Source organism: Citrobacter sedlakii NBRC 105722 (genome assembly GCF_000759835.1).
Classification (GTDB): Bacteria; Pseudomonadota; Gammaproteobacteria; order Enterobacterales; family Enterobacteriaceae; genus Citrobacter_A; species Citrobacter_A sedlakii.
Genome location: NZ_BBNB01000013.1, coordinates 14541 through 33921, shown reverse-complemented (window position 1 = coordinate 33921; position 19381 = coordinate 14541). Strand labels below are relative to the sequence as shown.

The following is a 19381-nucleotide window of genomic DNA, read 5'->3' as shown; positions in this document are numbered from 1 at the left end:
GTCACTATCAGATATTTTCTGCGCCCTGCAGGTTAACAACCGGCGGCGATATAGTCACCGTTCGCGCTAATCGGGATCACCGTTAAAAACAACACGGCGGCAAAGAAGATCAGCAGCACGCCGCCGATGATTTTTACCGCGGGCGCGAGCCATTTCGCCACGGGATGGCCTGTACCAAACCAGGCCAATGTCTGACTACGCGCATAGCGTACCGCCAGCGACAATCCCATGATCGACAGCGCGGTGCCAAAGGACATGGTCATGACCGCGGCGATCCCCCAACTGATAATGCCGAGGGCATTGGAAAAAAGCAGGATCATGATGGCGCCGCTGCAGGGGCGGGCGCCGATGGCGAGAATTACGCCCAGACGGGTTTTCCAGTTGCTGTCCGTCAGGTCGCGTCCCACTCCGTGATGACCACATCCGCACTTCTCATTATGGAGATGCTGGGGCGTTACGCGCGTAAAACGTGTAAAGGTGACGGGACGCAGGGACAGAAATGCCTGATAAATCAGAAATCCGCCAAAACCGGCGATTAACACGGCGCTGATTTTTTCGACATACCAGCGGCTGGTACTGAGATCGCCGGAGGCGAAGTTAAAGCCTATCGCCAGAATAAACACGAACAGAATCGCGCTCACCCCCTGCATCAGGCTGCCCATAAACGGCACAACCCGCGCGGCCAGCAAACTCTCTTTATTGGCGCTCAGATACGTGGTGACGATGAATTTCCCATGCCCCGGGCCCACCGCATGCAGCACGCCATAGATAAACGCGCCGATAAGCAGCCAGAACCCGCCGCTGTACTGATGATTATTTAACTGGAGCAGGTACATCACCAGATAACGGTGCAGCGTGATTTGCGCGGCCAGACACCACTGAATAAACGCCCCCCAGTGTAGATGCAGGGTATAGCCCATGATCAACAGCGTCAGGGTCAGGAGCCAGGCCAGCGTCAGACGTCGCAAGGGGGTGCGTTGTAACAGGGACATAATTAAACCCGGTGATGAATACGTAAAAAGTATAACTGCTGCTATTCGCTAAAGGGAAATTTCTCGCTAAGCCGCGCGGAATCTGAGGGGAAGATTATTTCGTCTGGGATTTTTCGCTTGATCATAGTCAATCGTCTGACAAGCATACTCCTTTATGATGAGAAATGATTACTTATTAATAATAACTATGGATGCAATGTGGGAAATAAAACATGGAAATAAAAGAGTGGCTCAACGCCAAATTGTCCCGACGAGATGCCGTCACCGGCACGGCGAAAGTGGGGGTCGCTGTTGCCCTGAGTAACGCGATAACCCTTCCCTTTTCGACCTCTGCCCACGCCGATACCCCTTCCGATGCGACACCCGCCGCAAATGGCGAAACCGTCCGCCATAGCGCTTGCCTCGTTAACTGCGGCAGCCGCTGCCCGCTAAAGGTGATCGTTAAAGACGATCGTATCGTACGTATCGAACCGGAAGATGCGAAAGACGACGCGGTCTTTGGCGAGCACCAGATACGTCCCTGTCTGCGCGGCCGTTCCAGCCGCTGGCGCGTCTACAGCCCGGATCGCATTAAGTATCCGATGAAGCGCGTGGGTAAATGTGGCGAAGGAAAATTCAAACGTATTTCCTGGGACGAAGCGACCGCCTTTATCGCTGCGGAAATGAAGCGCGTGACGGAGAAATATGGCCGCGAAGCGATTTACTATAACTATCAGTCCGGCGCGTACTATCACACCCAGGGTTCGCCAGCGTGGAAGCGTCTGCTTAACCTTACCGGCGGCTATCTGAACTATCACAACACCTACTCCACCGCGCAAATCGCCACTGCGACGCCTTACACCCACGGCACCTACGTGGGCAGCCACTTCACCCAAATAGCCCATTCCGATCTGGTGGTGCTGTTTGGCCTTAACCTGTCTGAAACGCGTATGTCCGGCGGCGGGCAGGTGGAAGAACTGCGTCGCGCGCTGGAGACCTCTAAAGCGCGAGTAGTCATTATCGATCCTCGCTATACAGACTCAGTGGTGACGGAACATGCGGAATGGCTGCCGATTCGCCCGACCACCGATGCCGCGCTGGTGGCCGGTATCGCCCATACGCTGATTAGCGAGCAGCTTATTGACGAAGCGCAGGTCAATAAATACTGCGTCGGCTACGACAGCAGTACGCTACCGGAAGGCGCGGCGCCGAATGCCAGCTATAAAGATTACGTGCTGGGCACTGGCGATGACGGGATAGCGAAAACGCCAGAGTGGGCGGCGGATATCACCGGTATTCCGGCGGCGCGCATCCGCCAACTGGCGCGGGATATCGCCTCGGCGCGCGCCTGCTACATTTGCCAGGGTTGGGGACCGCAGCGTCACGCCAATGGCGAACAGACCGTGCGCGCGATCCAGACGCTGCCCGCGTTAACCGGCCATTTCGGCCTGCCGGGCACCAATAATGGTAACTGGCCATACGGTACACCGTACGGCGTACCGCTGTTGCCGATTCTGACCAACCCGGTAAAAACCTCCATTCCCTGTTATCTGTGGACCGACGCCATTCAAAGTCCGGAGAAAATGACCGCCACCACGATGGGGGTGAAAAACGCCGAGCGGCTAAAAACCGGTATCAAATTGTTCTTTAATCAGGCCGGTAATACTTTGCTGAATCAGCACGGTGAAACCAACCGTACGCGTAAAATTCTCGCTGACGAAACGCTGTGCGAAACCATTATCGTCATTGAAAACCATATGACGCCGAGCGCGAAGTACGCCGATATCCTGCTCCCGGAAACCAGCTATCTGGAAGCGGAAGATCTGGTTGACAGTTCTTACGCGGCAGGGTCGCACAACTATATGATCGCCCTCCAAAAAACGGTGACCCCGATGTGGGAAGTGCGCAGCACCTATGACATCTGCGCCGATATTGCCGGACACCTGGGGCTGCGCGAGGAATATACCGAAGGGCGAACCCAAGCGCAGTGGGCGGAAATGCATTATCAGCAGATCCGCGAAAAGCGTCCGTATCTGCCGGAGTGGTCGGTGGCGAAAGAGATGGGCGTGATCGATCAGCGCGTCGCGACAGAAAAACAAAGCCTGGCGTTTGCCGACTTCCGCGCCGATGCCGAGGCGAACCCGCTGACCACGCCATCCGGGAAGATTGAGATTTATTCTCAGGCGCTGGCGGATCTGGAGAAAGCCTGGACACTACCGGAAGGCGATCGTATTCCGGCGATTCCGGAGTTCTGCGTGGTAAAAGAGTCGCACCTGAACAAGGCGTTGACGGCAAAATACCCGCTCCAGTTGAGCGGCTTCCATACCAAAGGCCATACCCACTCTACCTATACCAACGTGCTGATGCTGCATGAAGCGGTTCCGGACGAAGTGTGGATCAACCCGATCGACGCTAACGCGCGTCAGCTTAAGTCCGGCGACTTGGTGCATGTGTTTAACGATCGCGGGACCGTGGCGATCCCTTGCAAGGTAACGCAGCGCATTCTGCCGGGCGTAGTGGCGATGCCGCAGGGCGCGTGGACCCGGCTGGACAGCAATGGCGTGGACGTTGGCGGGTGCATCAACACTCTGACCAGCCATTTGCCGTCGCCGCTGGCGAAAGGGAATCCACAGCATACCAACCTGGTCGACATCAAACGCGCTTAAGGAGTGAACCACAATGAAACAGTATGGCTTTTACGTTGACTCCTCGCGCTGCTCCGGCTGTAAAACCTGCCAGGTCAGCTGCAAGGATAACAAAGATCTGGACGTCGGCCCGAAATTCCGTCGCGTGTATGAATACGGCGGCGGCAGTTGGGTGAAAGAGGGCGAAAGCTGGCACAACGACACCTTTACCTATTATCTCTCTATTGCCTGCAACCATTGCGACGAGCCGGTGTGCGTCTCTGGTTGTCCGACCGGGGCGATGCACAAGCGTGAAGAGGACGGTCTGGTGCTGGTGGATGATAGCGTCTGCGTGGGTTGCCGATATTGCGAAATGCGTTGCCCGTACGGCGCGCCGCAGTTCGATGCGCAGGCGAAAGTCATGCGCAAGTGCGACGGCTGTCTCGACCGCCTGGAGCGTAATCTGCGCCCGATCTGCGTGGAGTCCTGCCCACAGCGCGCGCTGGATTTCGGCCCGATCGACGAGCTGCGCGCGAAATATGGCAGTGAAAACGAAATCGCGCCGCTGCCGTCCGCGTCGTTTACCCATCCTAACCTGATTATTAAGCCGCACCCGAAGGCGCGCGCGTCGGGGGACAAGGAAGGGGCAATTGTGAACATGGGGGAGGTGCGCCATGCATGAGTTACCGCTGGTCTTTTTTACCGTCTTTACCCAAAGCGCGGTTGGGGCGTTTATTCTGCTGCTGATCGGCGGCACGCTCGGGCAGATTGACGCCCGACGAATGGCGGTGGGGCTGTTTTCCGTCATGTGTCTGTTTGGTGTTGGCGTCCTGCTGGGGATCTTCCATGTCGGCCAGCCGCTGCGCGCGCTGAATATGCTGTTGCGTGTCGGGCATTCGCCTATGAGCAATGAAATCGTGCTGTCGGCGGTGTTTGCTACGCTGGGCGGGTTGGGGTCCCTCGGGCTGCTGCTCAACCGTGGCGCCGCGTTGTGTAAGGGGCTGGTGTGGCTGGCGGCGATCGTCGGCGTGGTCTTTATTCTGGCGATTCCGCAGATCTACCAGTTGCCAACGGTAGTGACGTGGCGTTCCTCTTATACCACCGTGATGATGGTGCTGACGCCGCTCATTGGCGGCGGTATTCTCGCCGGGCTGTTTGGTTTGCGCCTGGGACTGTTGATCAGCGTGCTGGCGATCCTCGTCAGCTTCTGTCTGCGTCCAGGCTATATGTCGACGCTTATGAGCGCTGACGGCGCCCTGACCGCGGCGCAAGCCAGTTGGTTCACCGCGCAGGCGGTGCTGCTGGCGGCGGGTATCGTGGGCGTGGTTGTCTGGTCGCGACTGAAAACGAACGTAGCGGTTCTCGCGGCGACGGCGCTGGTGGTGATCGCCGCGGAATTAGTTGGCCGTATCGCGTTCTACAATCTCTGGACGCTGCCGATGTAACCCTACCTGTCAGGCCTGCGGCGCTAACCTGTGGGCCTGACAAGCGTAGCGCCAACAGGCAATACTCAGGCATTTTTCAGGAGCTTTACTATGCCAACCCGTGCCGTATTACCGCGTATCCTCGGCGCACTGTTTTACTGGTCGCCGGAAAAGCCAGACGTCAAGGCGCTTATCGACTGTCTGCCGACGCTGCCGGAGCTGTATCCGTGGCGCGATCTGACGCCGATCTCACGTTTATGCGCCGACTGGCCGCAGCCCGACGCGGACGCGCTGGCCTGGCAGTTTTCGGTCCTGTTTGAAGGGCAGGGCGACATGCCTGTACCGCCCTGGGGATCGGTCTGGCTGGAGCGGGATAACCTGCTGATGGGCGACACAACCGCAGAATACCGTGCGTTTTTACAGTCTCACGGTATGGCCTTTGACGCCCGCCATACCGAACCGGAAGATCAGTTCGGACTGATGCTGCTTGCCTACAGCGCGCTGCTTGAGCAAGGGAATGACGCCGCCGCGAATACGCTGCTGGAAACACATTTACTGCCGTGGGGGTATCGCTATCTCGCGCTGCTGCATGCCAACGCAATCAGTCCGTTCTATTCCCGTCTTGCTGCGGTGGCGGAATGTTATCTGCGGGACGTTGAACAGCAGCAGGCGTTGCAACCGCCAGCGAAGCGGCTTTATTTCGGATGAATAAATCGGAGAAATATTATCAGGAACTGATGACTCACCGGCACGTGAGCCGCCGGGGGCTGTTTCGCGCCTTCGTCAGCGCGGCAAAACATACCGCGCCCGAAGATGCCTCTTTTCACCTTTCCCACCCTCTGCCGCCGGGCGCGTTGCCAGACGCGCTTTTTAGCGTGCAATGTACCCGCTGTCATCACTGTATTGATGCCTGCCCGATGGGCATTCTGTCGCCGCACGACGATGGCTTCCCACAGCTGGCAATTGACTACGCCAGCTGCGACGGCTGCGGGTTGTGCATCGCCGCCTGCGCCTCCGGCGCGCTGCGTCCACAAATGCGTCCGGACACTGGTTTGCGTCCCGTGTTTCACGACGCCTGCGTAAACCCGGCGCGCGCCTGTAATCAGTGTGTGGAGGCGTGCCCGGAACAGGCCTGCGCTATCAGCGCCAGCGGTGTCCCCACGGTGGATGCCGAACGCTGTAACGGCTGCGGAGAATGCCGTGTGCAGTGCGGTTACGATGCCGTTAGGCTGGAGCGGTAGGGGTTGAAATAAGCGAGGATGTTCCTGAATTAAACGTTATTCATCGCGTTTCCGCTTATTCACGAGTGTTGTTAGAAAAATTATTTCTGCCGTTTATATGAATTATCCTAAGTCTTTTTTTTATGTCTTAGGAATATTCCCGCCTCAATTCCTCATGTGTTTAGGATTAATCACACAGCTTCGCGAGATATAACATCCTGTTTTTTGTTTTTGCGAGTTATCAATGCGTATCTTTTCCATAGCAAATGTAGTGCTTTGTGGTGAAATTTTGATTTGATAGCATTTTGCACAGTTCGAAGGAATGGCGGTAATTAAGATTGAATAATTTCAACTTTAATTATTACCAGAACATTTCCGGAACAAAACCAAGAGTTGTTTACAAAAGTAGCGAAATACCGATCGCGACGTGAAGACTCTTTATTATTTCTCAGGATTTGGTACAAACAGGATATTGTTATGAAAATGAATAAAGTTGCTATGGCTGTTGCTTTCACTGCTGCTCTGAGCTCTATGTCTGTATTAGCTGCTGATACAACAACTGGCAAAATCGAATTCCAGGGTGAACTGGTGAATACCGCTTGCGGCCTGGCGCCGAATTCAAGCCCGGTTATTGTTGATTTCGGCCAGGTTCCGGTTTCAGCACTGGCGGGCGGTAATCATGCAGGAAACGTACATAAGAACATCGAACTGCAGCATTGCGACACTACCGTGGCGACCACTGCTGTAGTCACTTATAACCCGACCAGCGTTAACCCGACTGACGCCACTCTGGCTGCCTTCACCTCCGGCACCGCTTCCGGCGCGGGTATCGGCCTGCGCGACAGCGCCAGCCAGGACGTAGTATGGGGCCAGGCAACGACTGCAGTACAGCTGGTTAACGGCACCAACACCATCCCGTTTGTTGCTTATCTGAAAGAAGAAAGCGCAGGCGCGACTGTGACTGCCGGTTCTTTCCAGTCAACGGTTAACTTCGAGATTGCTTACCAGTAATCGGACTGAAGTGCTGAGTGCGGGGCTTCCCGCACTCATTTAAATTATTCATTCGTACCAGGGAGGGACAGCATGAAATCAGGCAACGCAGGCTTATTGTCGCTTTATTTGTGTGCCCTGGTGGCGACGGGTTCTGCTTCAGGCTCTACCATAACGCCAGGCAAATTAGCCATGAGCGGCGAATTAATTGAAGCCGCATGCAGCCTTGACCCGTCAAGTCGTGATGTTGAAGTGGAATTTGGCGAAGTTTCTGCCAGTCAGATTAATCGCAACGATGAAGGGAATATTACGCGACCTTTTCTGGTTCGCCTCACAGGTTGCTCAATCGTAAAAAGAGGCAATGACGGTTCACTTTATCCTTATGCCTTAGTCACCTTTATTGGCAGCGCGGCAGCTTCCGATCCCACCACGTTATTAGTTAACGGCAAGGCCGATGGCTTTGGCATTCGCTTACGCGACAGTCAGGGCGCGATATTAACGCTCGGCGAACCCTCTCCCGGTTATGAACTGAGCGAGAGCGATAATGTTTTGAAATTTACCGCATCACTGGTGCCGGTAGAGAAATATATAAAGGCGGGTGAATTTACAGCCGTTGCGCAATTTTTTATGGATTACAACTAACAAAATAACAATAACGTAGCGGGAAGCAGGACGTTTTTTACGGATTTATTCGGGATGAAAATCATGTCGGTAAAATTAAAAACAAAGATAACGATAATAGCCCTTCATGTAATGAGCTGCTGTTATGCTGCTCCGGTCTGGGCTGAGGAAAGCGTTGAATTTAATACCGATGTCCTGGATGCTGCAGATCGTACGCGTATCGATCTGTCGCGCTTTGCGACGGACAACTACGTTACCCCTGGCGACTACCTGTTAGATATTCGTATCAATGGCCAGCCGGTGGGGCAGGAGAAGATTCGTTACGTCGAAGCGCCTGAAGGCAAACGCACCATCCCCTGCATCACTGGCGACCTGCTCGACAAGCTGGCGCTGAAAGAAGACGCGCGGCAGCAGGTCACTCAGCTGTATCAGAACTGCTATGTATTGCAGAGCCTTCCGGGAAGCAAATTAACCAACTACGCCGGCGTGCTGGACATCAGCGTACCGCAGGCGTGGATGAAATATAACGACCCCGACTGGACGCCGCCTGAGCGCTGGGACGACGGGGTGGCCGGGCTGATTTTTGACTACAGCCTCAACGGGCAGATTACCCGTCAGTTCACCGATGATAAAAACTACAGTTCGCTGTCAGGTTATGGGCAGGCGGGCGCCAACATTGGCGGCTGGCGTGTGCGTGGCGAGTATCAGACCAGCTACTACAGCCAGAACCATCAGTTTGATTTCGACTGGAACCAAATCTACGCCTACCGTCCGCTGCCGATGATGGCGGCGAAGCTGACGCTCGGTGAGATCTACCTGAATTCGCAGGTATTTGACACGGTGCGCTTCACCGGGATCAACCTCGCCAGCGATGAGCGCATGCTGCCGCCAGCGTTGCAGGGCTATGCTCCTGAAGTCCACGGTATCGCCCGTACCAACGCCAAAGTGACCGTCAGCCAGAACGGGCGCGTTATCTATGAAACTACCGTACCCGCCGGTCCTTTCAACCTTCAGGATTTACGCAGTTCGGTGCGCGGTACGCTTGATGTGCGGGTCGAAGAGCAGGACGGGTCGGTGTCGACCTTCCAGGTGAACACCGCCAACATTCCGTATCTGACGCGTCCGGGCTATGTACGCTACAACATTTCCGGCGGTACGCCGTCGCGCTACAACCATAAAATGCAGGGACCGACGTTCCTCTCCGGCGATTTCTCCTGGGGGGTCAGCAACGCGTGGTCGCTGTACGGCGGCCTGCAGTCAGCTGGTGAAGAGTACACCGCCGCCTCGCTGGGTATTGGCCGCGATCTTAACCTGCTGGGCGCCATATCGGTTGACGCCACCGAGTCGTGGAGCCGCACGCGGGAAGGCGATCGCAAGAAAGGCACCTCTTACAAATTGAGCTACGCGAAAACGTTTGATGAGTACCACAGCTCCATCACCTTCGCGGGCTACCGCTTCTCGCAGGAAGATTTCCGCTCAATGGCGCAATACCTCGATGAGCGCTACGAAGGCTATGACCACCTGGGCCGCGAAAAAGAACTTTATACCATTACCGGGAATAAAACGTTCTGGGCCGATGAACCGGGCAAAGCGACCACGGTCTTCCTGACCTGGACGCATCAGAACTACTGGGATAAGCGCAGCCAGGACCGCTACGGCATGTCGGTAGGACGCTCTTTCCGTATCGGAGACATTAACGGTATTACCGCCAACCTCTCTGCTTATCGTACTGACTATAAAGGAAGTAAAGACGACTCGATTTCCTTCTCCCTGTCAGTGCCGGTGGGCGACAACAGATGGGCGGGGCTGGATGTCCAGACCAACAACGGCAAAACCAGCCCGATGGCGTCCTATACCGACAACAGCGATTACAACAACCTGTGGCGCGTTCGCGCAGGCGCCAGCCAGCAAGGCAACGTCAGCGTTGACGGTTATTACAACCATCGCTCGCAGGTGGCGGAAATTAATACCAACGCCAGCTATCGCCAGAATGAATACATGGCGCTGAGCACCACGTTACGTGGCGGCTTTACGGCGACCCGACACGGCGCAGCCATTCACAACAGCGGCGCGACGCTGAACACCGCTCGCGTCATGGTGGATACCAACGGTATTGGCGGCGTACCGCTCAACGGCGAGAAGTCGCGGACCAACCGCTTCGGCATTGCCGTGGTGCCGGATGTCGTGAGCTACAACAGCTTTGACACCCGCGTGGATGTAGACGCGATGGACGGCGACATCGAACCGTCTAAAGCCATCAGCACCACAACGCTTACCGAAGGGGCGATTGGTTATCAGGCCTTCGGCATGGCGAAAGGGATGAAGATGATGGGCACGCTGCGCCTCGCTGATAACAGCGTTCCGCCGTTCGGCGCGGAAGTCTACAACGCCGACGGTATCAGCGTCGCGATGGTGCTGGAAGACGGTAAAGCCTGGCTTGCGGGCGTCAACCCTGACGAAACGCTGAACGTGATGTGGGGCGGGAAACAGCAGTGCAAGATCACCATCCCACCAGGCGCGACAAATGGACGCGCGGATACGCTGCTGCCGTGTCGTTAATTCCGGGTAGAACGAGTTATCTCATTGTAATAAAAGGCCAAAAATGAGCAAAAAAAGACATAACGGATACCTGCTGGCGGCGTTAGCGCTGAGCGCGGTGGGTGGCTATGCGCAGGCAGGCGTCTCGCTGGATCGGACCCGCGTGATTATTACGGAGAAAGATGTGTCGTCGAGCGCCAATCTGAGCAACACCAGCCCGGATGTTCCGTTCCTCGCCCAGTCATGGGTGGAAGATGAGAAGGGGAACAAGATCACGTCGCCGCTGCTGGTGTTACCTCCGCTACAGCGGATCAACGGCGGGCAGAAAGGGATCGCGCGCGTGACCAAAACCGACGGTATCGAAAAGCTGCCGAAGGACAGAGAGAGCCTGTTCTATCTCAACGTCCGGGAGATCCCGCCGAAGCCGGACAAACCGAACACGCTACAGCTGGCGATGCAGTCGCGCATCAAGCTGTTTTACCGCCCGGCGGCGGTGATCCCGAAGTCAAAAAGCGAAGTCTGGCAGGATCAGGTGGTGTTCCATAAGAACGGCAGCAAGATGACGGCAGAGAACCCGACGCCTTACTACATCACCATTCTTGGCTTGTCGAAAGGCGCCGGACAGAAGATCACCAAATTCCCGGGGATCATGGTCGCGCCGAAATCAAGCAAGCAGTTTGATGTGACAGACGCAAGCGTCAATCAGTTCTCAATGATGTTTGTGAATGACTATGGCGGTCACCCGGAACTGAAATTCCGTTGCGATGGCAACACCTGTAAAGCGTTGCCGCCTGCTCAACAGGGTTAATCAAGAAGGAACCTGACAATGCAAAATCCTTTTCCATGTATTGCCCTCCTGGCGATGGGCGTGACGTTTTCCAGTTCGGCGGACGTACCGGTACAGCCGCAGCACAATGCGCTGGAGCAGGTCGGCGAAGATAGCGGCATTGTCCGGTTTCACGGCTCGGTGTATGCCTCTCCCTGCGTGTTTATGACACAGGGACGTATCCAGGACGTCGAACTGGGTGACATTAGCGCCCAGCGTTTTCATCAGGCGGGCGATCGCAGCCAGCCGGTGCGCTTCAAGCTGTATCTGAAAGATTGCCTGAAAGGGGCGTCGCAGGCGCGGGGAAGCCTGGCTTCCCGTACCACCGGCGAAGACTGGCGCGCGTATAGCACTGGCGAGCAGGCCGTGCAAATGACGTTTGTCGGCGAGGCGGATGTGAATAATACGCAACTGCTGCGCACGACCGGTACCACCCGCGGCGCGGGTGTTCGCCTGCTGGATAAAAGCGGCAATGCGCTGGACGTCGGGCAGACCCATGCCCCCTGGCTGATTAAAAACGGCGACAGCGAGCTGAGCTTTATGGCGGCGCTGGAGTCTACCGGCACCCACGTCAGCGCCGGTGAGTTTAGTAGCCTGGTGCGCCTGAAGATGGAGTATCTGTAATGAATGTATCAGGCCTGTTGCGCCGCAAAGCGTCGGCTGTACTGGTGGCTTGCGCACTCGGGATGCCGGGAGCCGCATGGTCGGCGGTGGATGGCGAAATTGAACCGGTCGGCGGCACTTATGACTATATGGTCAACATTAACAATACGAACATTACCAATAATCAGCCAGGGTCAACCTATACGGATACGTTTGACCTGGCCGGGATGTTCCAGGGCCGCGCTTACTGTTCTGTGCCGATGACGAATCAGGCGGTGTACTACACGGCGCAGGCGACGTTAACCCAGCAGGGGAGCAACCCGGATTATCTGAAGCTCAATGACTATATGGACGTCAAAATTGAGATCTATATCGGCGGAACGGTGCGGGACTATAAAGTGGTTCCGTTTACAGGTCTGTCCAACGGGATTGAGCAAAACTATTGCAACGTGCCGAGTACGATTCTGGATAACGAGTTTGCTTCCGGGACTAAGGGAAGGGTGACCTTTATGATCACCAAACCCATTATCAACGGCGTGAACTTACAGGGGTCCGAAATCGCTAAGCTGTTTGGGCGTCTCGGGCCAGGGGCCATCGGCGGCACGCCGTTATCGCGCATTACCATCGCCTCCGGGGTGATCACCGTACCGGATAAGTGCGTGGTGAACCAGGGGACGCCGATTGTCGTTGATTTCGGCACTATTCCGGGTACCGGCAGCGCGCTGGACGGCAATAATTTCAGCCAACATGTGCCGATTCACGTGAAGTGCGAAGGCGGCAGCTTTTCCCAGGGGGCGCTGAATATCAAGCTTGGTATCCAGCAGCCTAACCCGGCCTTCACGGACGGCTCGTACCTGAGCACGCAGGGCACCGGCGGCGTCGATCGTTCGATGCTGGGTATTGCGCTGCGCGACGCTCAGCGCAATCTCATTAAGCCGAACACCTTTTATAACGTGCCCGGATTTGCGAATAACGAGGGCGACTGGAATCTGGTTGCCGCACCGATCGCCCAAAGCGCGACGTCGACAGTTCCGGAAGGCGAATTTCACGCGTCGGCCACGGTCGTGGCTGAATTCCAGTAAGGAGGGAATATGCAGCGCATTATGATGATCCTCGCCTGTTTCGTGACGACGCTTATCACCCCCTCCGCATGGGCGCTGGGGCAGCTGATCGGCGGCGATTTGAGCTTTAAGGGTGTGGTGATGGCCTATCCGTGCAGCATCGCGCCTGAGTCAGAGCGGGTGCCGGTCGACTTTGGCAACATATCAACCAAGTCTTTGTACATTAACGGCAAAACGGTCCCCGTGCCCTTCACCATCAAGCTTCAGGGCTGTACCCCGAGCGTTTTTAACAGCGTAACGGTGACGTTCAGCGGGACGGCTAACCCTAATCTCGCGGATCGGTTGGCGATCAGCGCCACCGCGCCAGGTAACGCAAGCGGCGTGGGTATTGGTCTGCTGGAGGTCGACGACACCCCGGTACAGCTGAACGCCGCCACGACTCCAGTGGCCATTAACGACACGATTTTACGGCTGAACTTTCAGGCGTTCGTTGAAGCGGAGCCAGATGCCTTAGCAAACGGAACCCTTACCACCGGGCCATTTACCGCGACGGCGAATTACACATTGAGCTATCAGTAGCGCGTCAACAGGGATTTGAGGCATGGTGTATCAGTGTTTTCTTTATGATAAGAATTTCTTTTATTCGCAAGGCTTAAAAACGGTAATTGCCCGTTTAGTCGGCGAGCAGGCTGAGACGCAATATTCCTTAACCGATGATTACGCCCAGCTGATTTCTGTGCTCCAGACAAAAGTCGATGATAATCATCGACTGCTGATTCTTTGCGATCTTGACAGTTTGCCGCAAGAGCGTTTTCGCGCGCTGCAACTGATGAAAGATTTTTATCAGCAGGAAGATAAAAGTCTGGTGATTTTATTGAGCGAGCATAATTTGCCGCTGTTTTTTGCGCTCTATACCATATTGCCGAGTGCGCACTGGTTATTGAAAAGTGAAAATATCGACAATATCGGTCCCTTTTTTCAGGATCTGTTTGATAAAGGCCATCGGGGATGCTGCTTTAGCCACTCGCTGGTGAACTACACACGGCAAAAACTGCACAACAGGGAAGAAGATTACACCATTTCCGGTAATGAGTGGTGGCTAATGGAAGAAATATTCAAAGGGAAATCGTTGTCGCAGATTTCCGATGAAGTGAACGTGGACGTGCGTCGCCTGAGTTATATCAAGCGCCATTTAATGAAGCGGCTGAATATCCGCAACAATATTGCCCTGTTCGCGGCGTTTAAGGGAATTATGCCCTGAGCGTGTGGAAAATTTTTGGCGAACGCTTTCGCCGAATTCCCGGTGCAAATGAATGCACCTTATTAAACCTTAATGAAGGAAAACAGAAATGAAAACATTAACTGCGATCGAAGCTGCAATGGTTGTGGGCGGAACCTGCAAAACCTGCGAAATAACCTATCAGAACGTGACTATCGGTGGCGTAACCTCCTGTAAGGAACTGACGACCTGCACCGACAAACACGGCAGCACCACGACCATGAAAGATGCTGACTCCAGCAAATGTGGCGGTATCCCGAACCGTTTCTAATCGGGCTCAGCCTGGGGGAGGATATGCCCCCAGGCTTTTCTTTTCCGTGGCGAGAATGTTATGGCGACGCATTTTAAACGTATTACCCTTATTGGTTATTCACTGTTTCTCATCGTGATCTCTTCGCTGATGACGGTGCTTTGTTATCATATTTTTGTTTTCAATACATTTTCAGCGGATGATTCTCAAACGCAGGCGTTTCGTGAAGTCAGCGTTGAGCAGGTGGCGAGCAGCCCGATAAAAGAAGAACGCAGTATTATTGAAGTTATGTCCTACGGTTGCCATTACTGTGCGGCAAACGAAGATAACCTCGCTGAATTTAGCCGGTCGTTACCGCCCGGCAGCACATTTACCTCTATTCACATCGCCGGTGATAATAACGGTCTGGCGGCGTACGCGCCGTTATTTGCCACGCTGGAAGTTATGGGCATTGAAAAGAAGGTGCGCGACAGCGCTTATAATGCGGTGATAACGCGTGGTGTCGATCTGGCGGATAACAATGCGCTGCAAGGCTGGCTGGTAAAAAATAATATCGATACGACGAAATTCAATACAGCCCGTCAGAGCGAGGCTGTAAAAAAACGCCTCAGCGAAATGGCGGCAATTACCGAACATTATGCGATTAACGCCACGCCAATATTTATTATCAATAAACGTTATGTGGTGGCGCAGGATCGGGAGTTTCCGCAATTTGCCCAGCGGATGCAGCAGTTGCTTAAAGAGGATAAATAGTCTCCGTGGTCAGGTTTTTTATTATCTGGAGCGTCTTTAGCATCCGCAACCGTCTGGGACAAGTGCGCCGCCTGCGCCGGGAACTGTCCCGGGCGGCGATGTTTGCGCTGCGGAAAATTCTGCGCTACGGATACCTCCCCGCGGTGCTGACAGTGGCGAGGGGGCTTTGCGCCCTGCGTCTGGCGGGACGCTCGTTTCGCTGTCAACACGCGGTGGCCAATGAAAACGCACGCTGTCTGACAGGGTATTCGGGGCGCGTGGACGCCGTATGGATAGCCGTCCGCCGTCGTTTGCTGGAAGAAGCCGCTACCTGGGGGCAGAGTCCGGCGCTGCTGCGACAGATTCGCGCCTGCGCGGCGCAGCTCGACGCCGTGGTCGCGCCGCTGCATCAACAAAACACGCCTTATATTCTGGCGCCGCTGCATACGGTCTCGGACGTGCTGGCGGCGATGGTTGGCGCCTGCGTCACGCCGGGAAGCGCCAGTGTTGTGGTCTCTGCAAGCGCGGAACTCTATAACGCCCAGACCCGCGCGCTGGGGGGCGTCGCGCTTTCGTACTGCTCAATTCACCAGGAAAACAAAGCGCTGGCAGGCGATCTGATGACGCTCATTACGGATGTCGCCTGCGGTCGGCAAAACATGATCATATTTCCCGATATCTCGCCCGACTATACCTTGCAGGCCGAAGGTGCGCTGGCGGCGAAATTGCCGTGCCGTTTATTTGACCGCAGCGCGAAGCTGCACAACGGCGTGGTTCGTCTTTCCGCGGTGATCAAGGCCCAGGTGGTGTTTTACCACCTGAGTTACGACAACGGCCTGCGTATCCACATTCATCCTCCGGTCGCCAGCCGCGACGTCGCGCAGACGCTGCCGGGAATTATTGAGTCCACCCTGCGCGACTATCCGCAGGAGTGGCTGCTCTGGCACAGCCATTCTCTCTATTTTATTAATCACTAATTATAAAAATGAAAACCACCATCCCGAATCAGATCTTTCAGGAAGAAACCAACGAATGCGGCCTGGCGTGCGTGGCGATGCTGGCGCAGACGCAGGGGAAAACCGTTTCGCTGGAGACGTTGCGCGACATTTTTCCGGCGTCCGATCACGGCACGTCGCTGGATACGCTGATGACAATTCTGGCGCGGCTGGGCATTGCCACCACGCCGGTCCTGTTTGAGCATCACGAACTGAATGACCTGCCGCTGCCGGCTATTCTGCACTACGGCGCCAGCCATTACGTTCTGCTGGCCTGGCGTAAGGGGAATCAAGTGTGCGTGATGAACCCGGCGATTGGCGAGCAGTGGTTGCCGTTTTCCGCGCTGAAGCAGGAGATCAGCGGCTATGCGTTGATTGTCGAACCGGATCGACCGCTGGAGGCCGATCCTGGCCTGTCGTTACCGGATGAGACGCAGACTGCGCCACGCGCCATGAGTATGCAGGAAACCGCGGCGGTGCCGGGGATTTACCGGCTGATGTTATTGACCTTCCTGGTTTCCCTCACGCTGTTTCTGATGCCGACAATGGTCAGCAACGCCATTAATCAGGCGTTTTCCAGCGTTGGGAACAGCGATTTTCCCTACGGCTGGTTTATCCTGGCGTTTATGGTTTCCTCGCTGATGGCGCTGGGCGTACGGGTGATTAGCGAGCGTTTCATTAAACGCTTTGTGTTGATCCACAGCGGGGTTGGATTTTCCCGTCTGCTCAGCAATCCGCTGCGCTTCTTTGAAAAACGCGCGCCGGGGGAGATCTTCAGCCGCTTCACCGCCTGGCAGGTGGGTCTGCTGCAAAAGATTGAACTGGATAACGGTCTGCGTTCCGACTGGGTGATCTGCGTTATTGCGCTGGCGGTGATGTTCTGGATCGCCCCGGTACTGGCGGCGATCTCGGCGGTGGGGGTGACGGTGATGGGGATCATCAGCGTCTGGGCGGTGATCCGCGACCGCTGGTTCACGCAGCAGTTGCAGCTTAAAAGCGCCACCCTGAACGACTTCTTTATGGAGACTATCCAGGGCATTTTGACCGTCAAAACCGCCGGGCTGGAAGGCCAGCGGCAAGGGCAGTTTGCAGCGTTCAGCCGCGATCTTTTTTCCTGCCTACAGCGCCAGAAAGTCTATCAGCAGGTTAAAGAGGGGTTGTATCAGCTGACTGGCAGTCTGGAAATGGTGGTGTTTATGCTGGTGGTGCTGCCGATGGTACACAGCAAACTCATCTCGCTGGGCGACTTTTTTGCCTACAGCTTTCTGCGCCAGATCTTTACCTCTTACGTGACGCGGATTTTCTACGGCATTATTCAAAAAACCCAGCTCAACGTTATTGATACCCGCGCCCATAGCCTGTTTGCCCGCAGAGACGAAGCCGAGCCCGTGCCGTTGACCCCGGCGCTGCCGTCAGGCGCGGTGCCCACGCTTCACTTTGATGCTCTGCGCTACGATTACGATCCGGCGAGGCCGATTCTGAACGGAGTATCGTTCACCCTGAACGCCGGAGAGCAGATGGCGATCGTCGGCGAGTCCGGGGCCGGAAAGAGTACCCTGTTGCGGCTGATCGCCGGACTGCTGGCACCTCAGGCGGGCGGCTGTTATGCCGGCGAAACGCGCCTGTCTCCGGAATTGCTCACGCGGCTTGTCTGTCTGCAAAGCCAGGAGGACATCCTGTTTAACGCCTCGGTGCGGGAAAACATCACTTTGTTTGACGCACAGTACCGTGAACGCGACCGCGGACGCATTGAGGCGCTGCTTGATTCCCTCGCGCTGGGTGACGTGGTGCGCGGGCTGCCAGGCGGTGTTGACGCCCTGATTCGGGAAAGCCACGCGGCGCTTTCTCTTGGGCAACGTCAGCGCTTGTTGCTGGCGCGGGCGCTGTACAGTACGCGTCCGGTGTTGCTGCTCGACGAACCGACCGCGAATCTTGACGACGACACGGCGGCGACCGTGATGGAGACGCTCCGCCGTCACTGTCACGAAACCGGTAAATCATTGATTGTTGTAACCCACAGCGAACAGGTACTGTCGCATTTTCCGCGCGTTTATCAGCTTATTGCAGGCCAGTTGCGCCCTCTGGAGGCCGATCTATGACGCGTAAAACCCGCTGGATGTTGGCTGCTTTCGGACTGGTGTTTGTCGTCGCCAGCAGCGTGGCGTGGACGACGCTGGCCTCTGACTCTCCCGATGAACACCTGGCGCTGGAAACCATTGGTACAGGGGATATCGAAAAAGTCGTGCTGGTCACCGGCGTCCTGAAACCGGCGGTGCAGGTCAACGTTGGGGCGCAGGTCAACGGACAGCTTCGCAAGCTGTACGTGCGTCAGGGCGACAAGGTAAAAAAAGGGCAACTGCTGGCGGAGATCGACCCGACCATTCAGGAGTCTGACCTTAACAACGCCCACGCGCAGCTTGCCAGCGCCAAAGCGCAAAAGCTGTCGGCGCAGGCGACCCTGTTACGTTATCGCCAGGAGCTTAACCGTCAGCGGATGATGATGCGCGACGGCTCTGGCGTGCGCAGTGAATTTGAGCAGGCGCAGGCGCAGTACGACGCGCAGGTGCAGCAGATCGCTGTGAGCGATGCGCAGATTGTACAGGCGGAGATGGCGGTGAAATCCGCGCAGGCTAACCTGAGCTATACCCGCATCGTCGCCCCGATCGACGGCGAAGTATTGGGGATTGTGACCCGGGAAGGGCAGACCATCGTCTCCTCGCAAACCGCGCCGACCATCCTGGTGCTGGCGAATCTCGACACCATGCAGGTGCAAACGCGGATTTCAGAGGCGGACGTGCAGAAGATCCGCCCCGGTCAGCCGCTGCGTTTCTACGTCATTGCCAACCCGGAAAAACGCTATAGCAGCACGATGGGCTTTGTTCAGCCCGCGCCGCAGGAGGCGCTGGAGGCGTCCGGGGAAAACAGAATGGGCGGCAATCAGCAGGCGATGGCGGTCTACTACACCGGAACGTTTGAAGTGCCTAACGCGGAGCGCGAGCTCAAAACGTCAATGACGGCGCAGGTGTTTATCCAGATTGCGAAAGCCAAAAACGTTCTGCGCGTACCGGTCGCCGCGCTGGGGCAGGCACAGGACACCGAGCGTTACGCCATTACCACTTATGAGAATGGCAAAACGCGCACCCGCATCATCCGTATCGGCATTAATGACAGGCAGTATGCTGAAGTGCTGGAGGGGTTAACGGCGGGTGAACAGGTGGTGCTGGCGCAGGATGCAGGGCGGGGATAG

General features: G+C 55.9%; 19 protein-coding genes. 18 read left to right on the top strand and 1 reads right to left on the bottom strand.

Annotation, left to right across the window (positions count from 1 at the left end; all coding sequences use genetic code 11):
* Positions 1–32 precede the first annotated feature (32 nt).
* Entirely contained in the window at positions 33–992 is a 960-nt protein-coding gene (locus CSE01S_RS17335; RefSeq protein WP_042291018.1) for a nickel/cobalt transporter, read from the bottom strand.
* A gap of 212 nt (positions 993–1204) precedes the next feature.
* On the opposite strand from CSE01S_RS17335, the gene CSE01S_RS17330 reads away from it, so the two are divergent.
* The 18 genes from CSE01S_RS17330 to CSE01S_RS17245 all read left to right on the top strand — a co-directional run bounded on the left by CSE01S_RS17330 (position 1205) and on the right by CSE01S_RS17245 (position 19381).
* On the top strand, positions 1205–3637 hold the full coding sequence (locus CSE01S_RS17330; RefSeq protein ID WP_042291016.1) for a DMSO/selenate family reductase complex A subunit: 2433 nt from the start codon (positions 1205–1207) through the stop codon (positions 3635–3637).
* 13 nt (positions 3638–3650) lie between these two features.
* Positions 3651–4277: a DMSO/selenate family reductase complex B subunit gene (locus CSE01S_RS17325; protein ID WP_042291014.1), complete on the top strand. Its 627-nt coding sequence runs from the start codon at positions 3651–3653 to the stop codon at positions 4275–4277.
* The gene (locus tag CSE01S_RS17320; RefSeq protein ID WP_042291011.1) at positions 4270–5040 is read left to right on the top strand and encodes a dimethyl sulfoxide reductase anchor subunit family protein; all 771 of its coding nucleotides are present in this window, start codon (positions 4270–4272) and stop codon (positions 5038–5040) included. The genes CSE01S_RS17325 and CSE01S_RS17320 overlap by 8 nt, the downstream gene beginning before the upstream one ends.
* A 90-nt stretch (positions 5041–5130) precedes the next feature.
* Complete coding sequence (locus CSE01S_RS17315) at positions 5131–5727, top strand: molecular chaperone TorD family protein (RefSeq protein WP_042291009.1); 597 nt, start codon at positions 5131–5133, stop codon at positions 5725–5727.
* A 29-nt stretch (positions 5728–5756) separates the two neighbouring features.
* Positions 5757–6260: a ferredoxin-type protein NapF gene (gene napF / locus CSE01S_RS17310; RefSeq protein WP_233422711.1), complete on the top strand. Its 504-nt coding sequence runs from the start codon at positions 5757–5759 to the stop codon at positions 6258–6260.
* A 456-nt stretch (positions 6261–6716) separates the two neighbouring features.
* The gene (locus CSE01S_RS17305) at positions 6717–7250 is read left to right on the top strand and encodes a fimbrial protein (RefSeq protein ID WP_042291004.1); all 534 of its coding nucleotides are present in this window, start codon (positions 6717–6719) and stop codon (positions 7248–7250) included.
* Positions 7251–7322: 72 nt separating this feature from the next.
* Positions 7323–7871, top strand: a complete 549-nt coding sequence (locus CSE01S_RS17300; RefSeq protein WP_052406307.1) for a fimbrial protein — start codon at positions 7323–7325, stop codon at positions 7869–7871.
* A 63-nt stretch (positions 7872–7934) separates the two neighbouring features.
* Positions 7935–10409 carry a fimbria/pilus outer membrane usher protein gene (locus CSE01S_RS17295; protein ID WP_042291328.1) on the top strand — a complete coding sequence of 825 codons (2475 nt, stop codon included), beginning with the start codon at positions 7935–7937 and terminating at the stop codon, positions 10407–10409.
* Positions 10410–10452: 43 nt separating this feature from the next.
* Positions 10453–11196, top strand: coding sequence for a fimbrial biogenesis chaperone (locus CSE01S_RS17290; protein WP_042291001.1), 744 nt, complete (start codon positions 10453–10455; stop codon positions 11194–11196).
* 18 nt (positions 11197–11214) lie between these two features.
* Entirely contained in the window at positions 11215–11838 is a 624-nt protein-coding gene (locus CSE01S_RS17285) for a fimbrial protein (RefSeq protein ID WP_052406306.1), read from the top strand.
* Entirely contained in the window at positions 11838–12899 is a 1062-nt protein-coding gene (locus tag CSE01S_RS17280; RefSeq protein ID WP_042290999.1) for a fimbrial protein, read from the top strand. The genes CSE01S_RS17285 and CSE01S_RS17280 overlap by 1 nt, the downstream gene beginning before the upstream one ends.
* Before the next feature lie 9 nt (positions 12900–12908).
* Positions 12909–13457: a fimbrial protein gene (locus tag CSE01S_RS17275; protein WP_042290997.1), complete on the top strand. Its 549-nt coding sequence runs from the start codon at positions 12909–12911 to the stop codon at positions 13455–13457.
* Between the two features lie 22 nt (positions 13458–13479).
* Positions 13480–14139, top strand: a complete 660-nt coding sequence (locus tag CSE01S_RS17270) for a helix-turn-helix domain-containing protein (RefSeq protein ID WP_042290995.1) — start codon at positions 13480–13482, stop codon at positions 14137–14139.
* Positions 14140–14227: 88 nt separating this feature from the next.
* A complete protein-coding gene (locus CSE01S_RS17265) occupies positions 14228–14428 on the top strand; it encodes a DUF4762 family protein (protein WP_042290992.1) in 201 nt (66 codons plus the stop codon).
* A gap of 60 nt (positions 14429–14488) precedes the next feature.
* Positions 14489–15160: a DsbA family protein gene (locus CSE01S_RS17260; RefSeq protein WP_042290990.1), complete on the top strand. Its 672-nt coding sequence runs from the start codon at positions 14489–14491 to the stop codon at positions 15158–15160.
* A gap of 5 nt (positions 15161–15165) precedes the next feature.
* Positions 15166–16116, top strand: a complete 951-nt coding sequence (locus CSE01S_RS17255) for an ABC transporter (RefSeq protein WP_042290988.1) — start codon at positions 15166–15168, stop codon at positions 16114–16116.
* Between the two features lie 8 nt (positions 16117–16124).
* Entirely contained in the window at positions 16125–18233 is a 2109-nt protein-coding gene (locus CSE01S_RS17250) for a peptidase domain-containing ABC transporter (RefSeq protein ID WP_042290985.1), read from the top strand.
* A complete protein-coding gene (locus CSE01S_RS17245) occupies positions 18230–19381 on the top strand; it encodes an efflux RND transporter periplasmic adaptor subunit (protein WP_042290982.1) in 1152 nt (383 codons plus the stop codon). The genes CSE01S_RS17250 and CSE01S_RS17245 overlap by 4 nt, the downstream gene beginning before the upstream one ends.

What these genes read in the sequence shown, in the direction of transcription:
- CSE01S_RS17335 (WP_042291018.1), bottom strand. Translation starts at nt 992, where the DNA reads ATGTCCCTGTTACAACGCACCCCCTTGCGACGTCTGACGCTGGCCTGG.
- CSE01S_RS17330 (WP_042291016.1), top strand. Translation starts at nt 1,205, where the DNA reads ATGGAAATAAAAGAGTGGCTCAACGCCAAATTGTCCCGACGAGATGCC.
- CSE01S_RS17325 (WP_042291014.1), top strand. Translation starts at nt 3,651, where the DNA reads ATGAAACAGTATGGCTTTTACGTTGACTCCTCGCGCTGCTCCGGCTGT.
- CSE01S_RS17320 (WP_042291011.1), top strand. Translation starts at nt 4,270, where the DNA reads ATGCATGAGTTACCGCTGGTCTTTTTTACCGTCTTTACCCAAAGCGCG.
- CSE01S_RS17315 (WP_042291009.1), top strand. Translation starts at nt 5,131, where the DNA reads ATGCCAACCCGTGCCGTATTACCGCGTATCCTCGGCGCACTGTTTTAC.
- napF (WP_233422711.1), top strand. Translation starts at nt 5,757, where the DNA reads ATGACTCACCGGCACGTGAGCCGCCGGGGGCTGTTTCGCGCCTTCGTC.
- CSE01S_RS17305 (WP_042291004.1), top strand. Translation starts at nt 6,717, where the DNA reads ATGAAAATGAATAAAGTTGCTATGGCTGTTGCTTTCACTGCTGCTCTG.
- CSE01S_RS17300 (WP_052406307.1), top strand. Translation starts at nt 7,323, where the DNA reads ATGAAATCAGGCAACGCAGGCTTATTGTCGCTTTATTTGTGTGCCCTG.
- CSE01S_RS17295 (WP_042291328.1), top strand. Translation starts at nt 7,935, where the DNA reads ATGTCGGTAAAATTAAAAACAAAGATAACGATAATAGCCCTTCATGTA.
- CSE01S_RS17290 (WP_042291001.1), top strand. Translation starts at nt 10,453, where the DNA reads ATGAGCAAAAAAAGACATAACGGATACCTGCTGGCGGCGTTAGCGCTG.
- CSE01S_RS17285 (WP_052406306.1), top strand. Translation starts at nt 11,215, where the DNA reads ATGCAAAATCCTTTTCCATGTATTGCCCTCCTGGCGATGGGCGTGACG.
- CSE01S_RS17280 (WP_042290999.1), top strand. Translation starts at nt 11,838, where the DNA reads ATGAATGTATCAGGCCTGTTGCGCCGCAAAGCGTCGGCTGTACTGGTG.
- CSE01S_RS17275 (WP_042290997.1), top strand. Translation starts at nt 12,909, where the DNA reads ATGCAGCGCATTATGATGATCCTCGCCTGTTTCGTGACGACGCTTATC.
- CSE01S_RS17270 (WP_042290995.1), top strand. Translation starts at nt 13,480, where the DNA reads ATGGTGTATCAGTGTTTTCTTTATGATAAGAATTTCTTTTATTCGCAA.
- CSE01S_RS17265 (WP_042290992.1), top strand. Translation starts at nt 14,228, where the DNA reads ATGAAAACATTAACTGCGATCGAAGCTGCAATGGTTGTGGGCGGAACC.
- CSE01S_RS17260 (WP_042290990.1), top strand. Translation starts at nt 14,489, where the DNA reads ATGGCGACGCATTTTAAACGTATTACCCTTATTGGTTATTCACTGTTT.
- CSE01S_RS17250 (WP_042290985.1), top strand. Translation starts at nt 16,125, where the DNA reads ATGAAAACCACCATCCCGAATCAGATCTTTCAGGAAGAAACCAACGAA.
- CSE01S_RS17245 (WP_042290982.1), top strand. Translation starts at nt 18,230, where the DNA reads ATGACGCGTAAAACCCGCTGGATGTTGGCTGCTTTCGGACTGGTGTTT.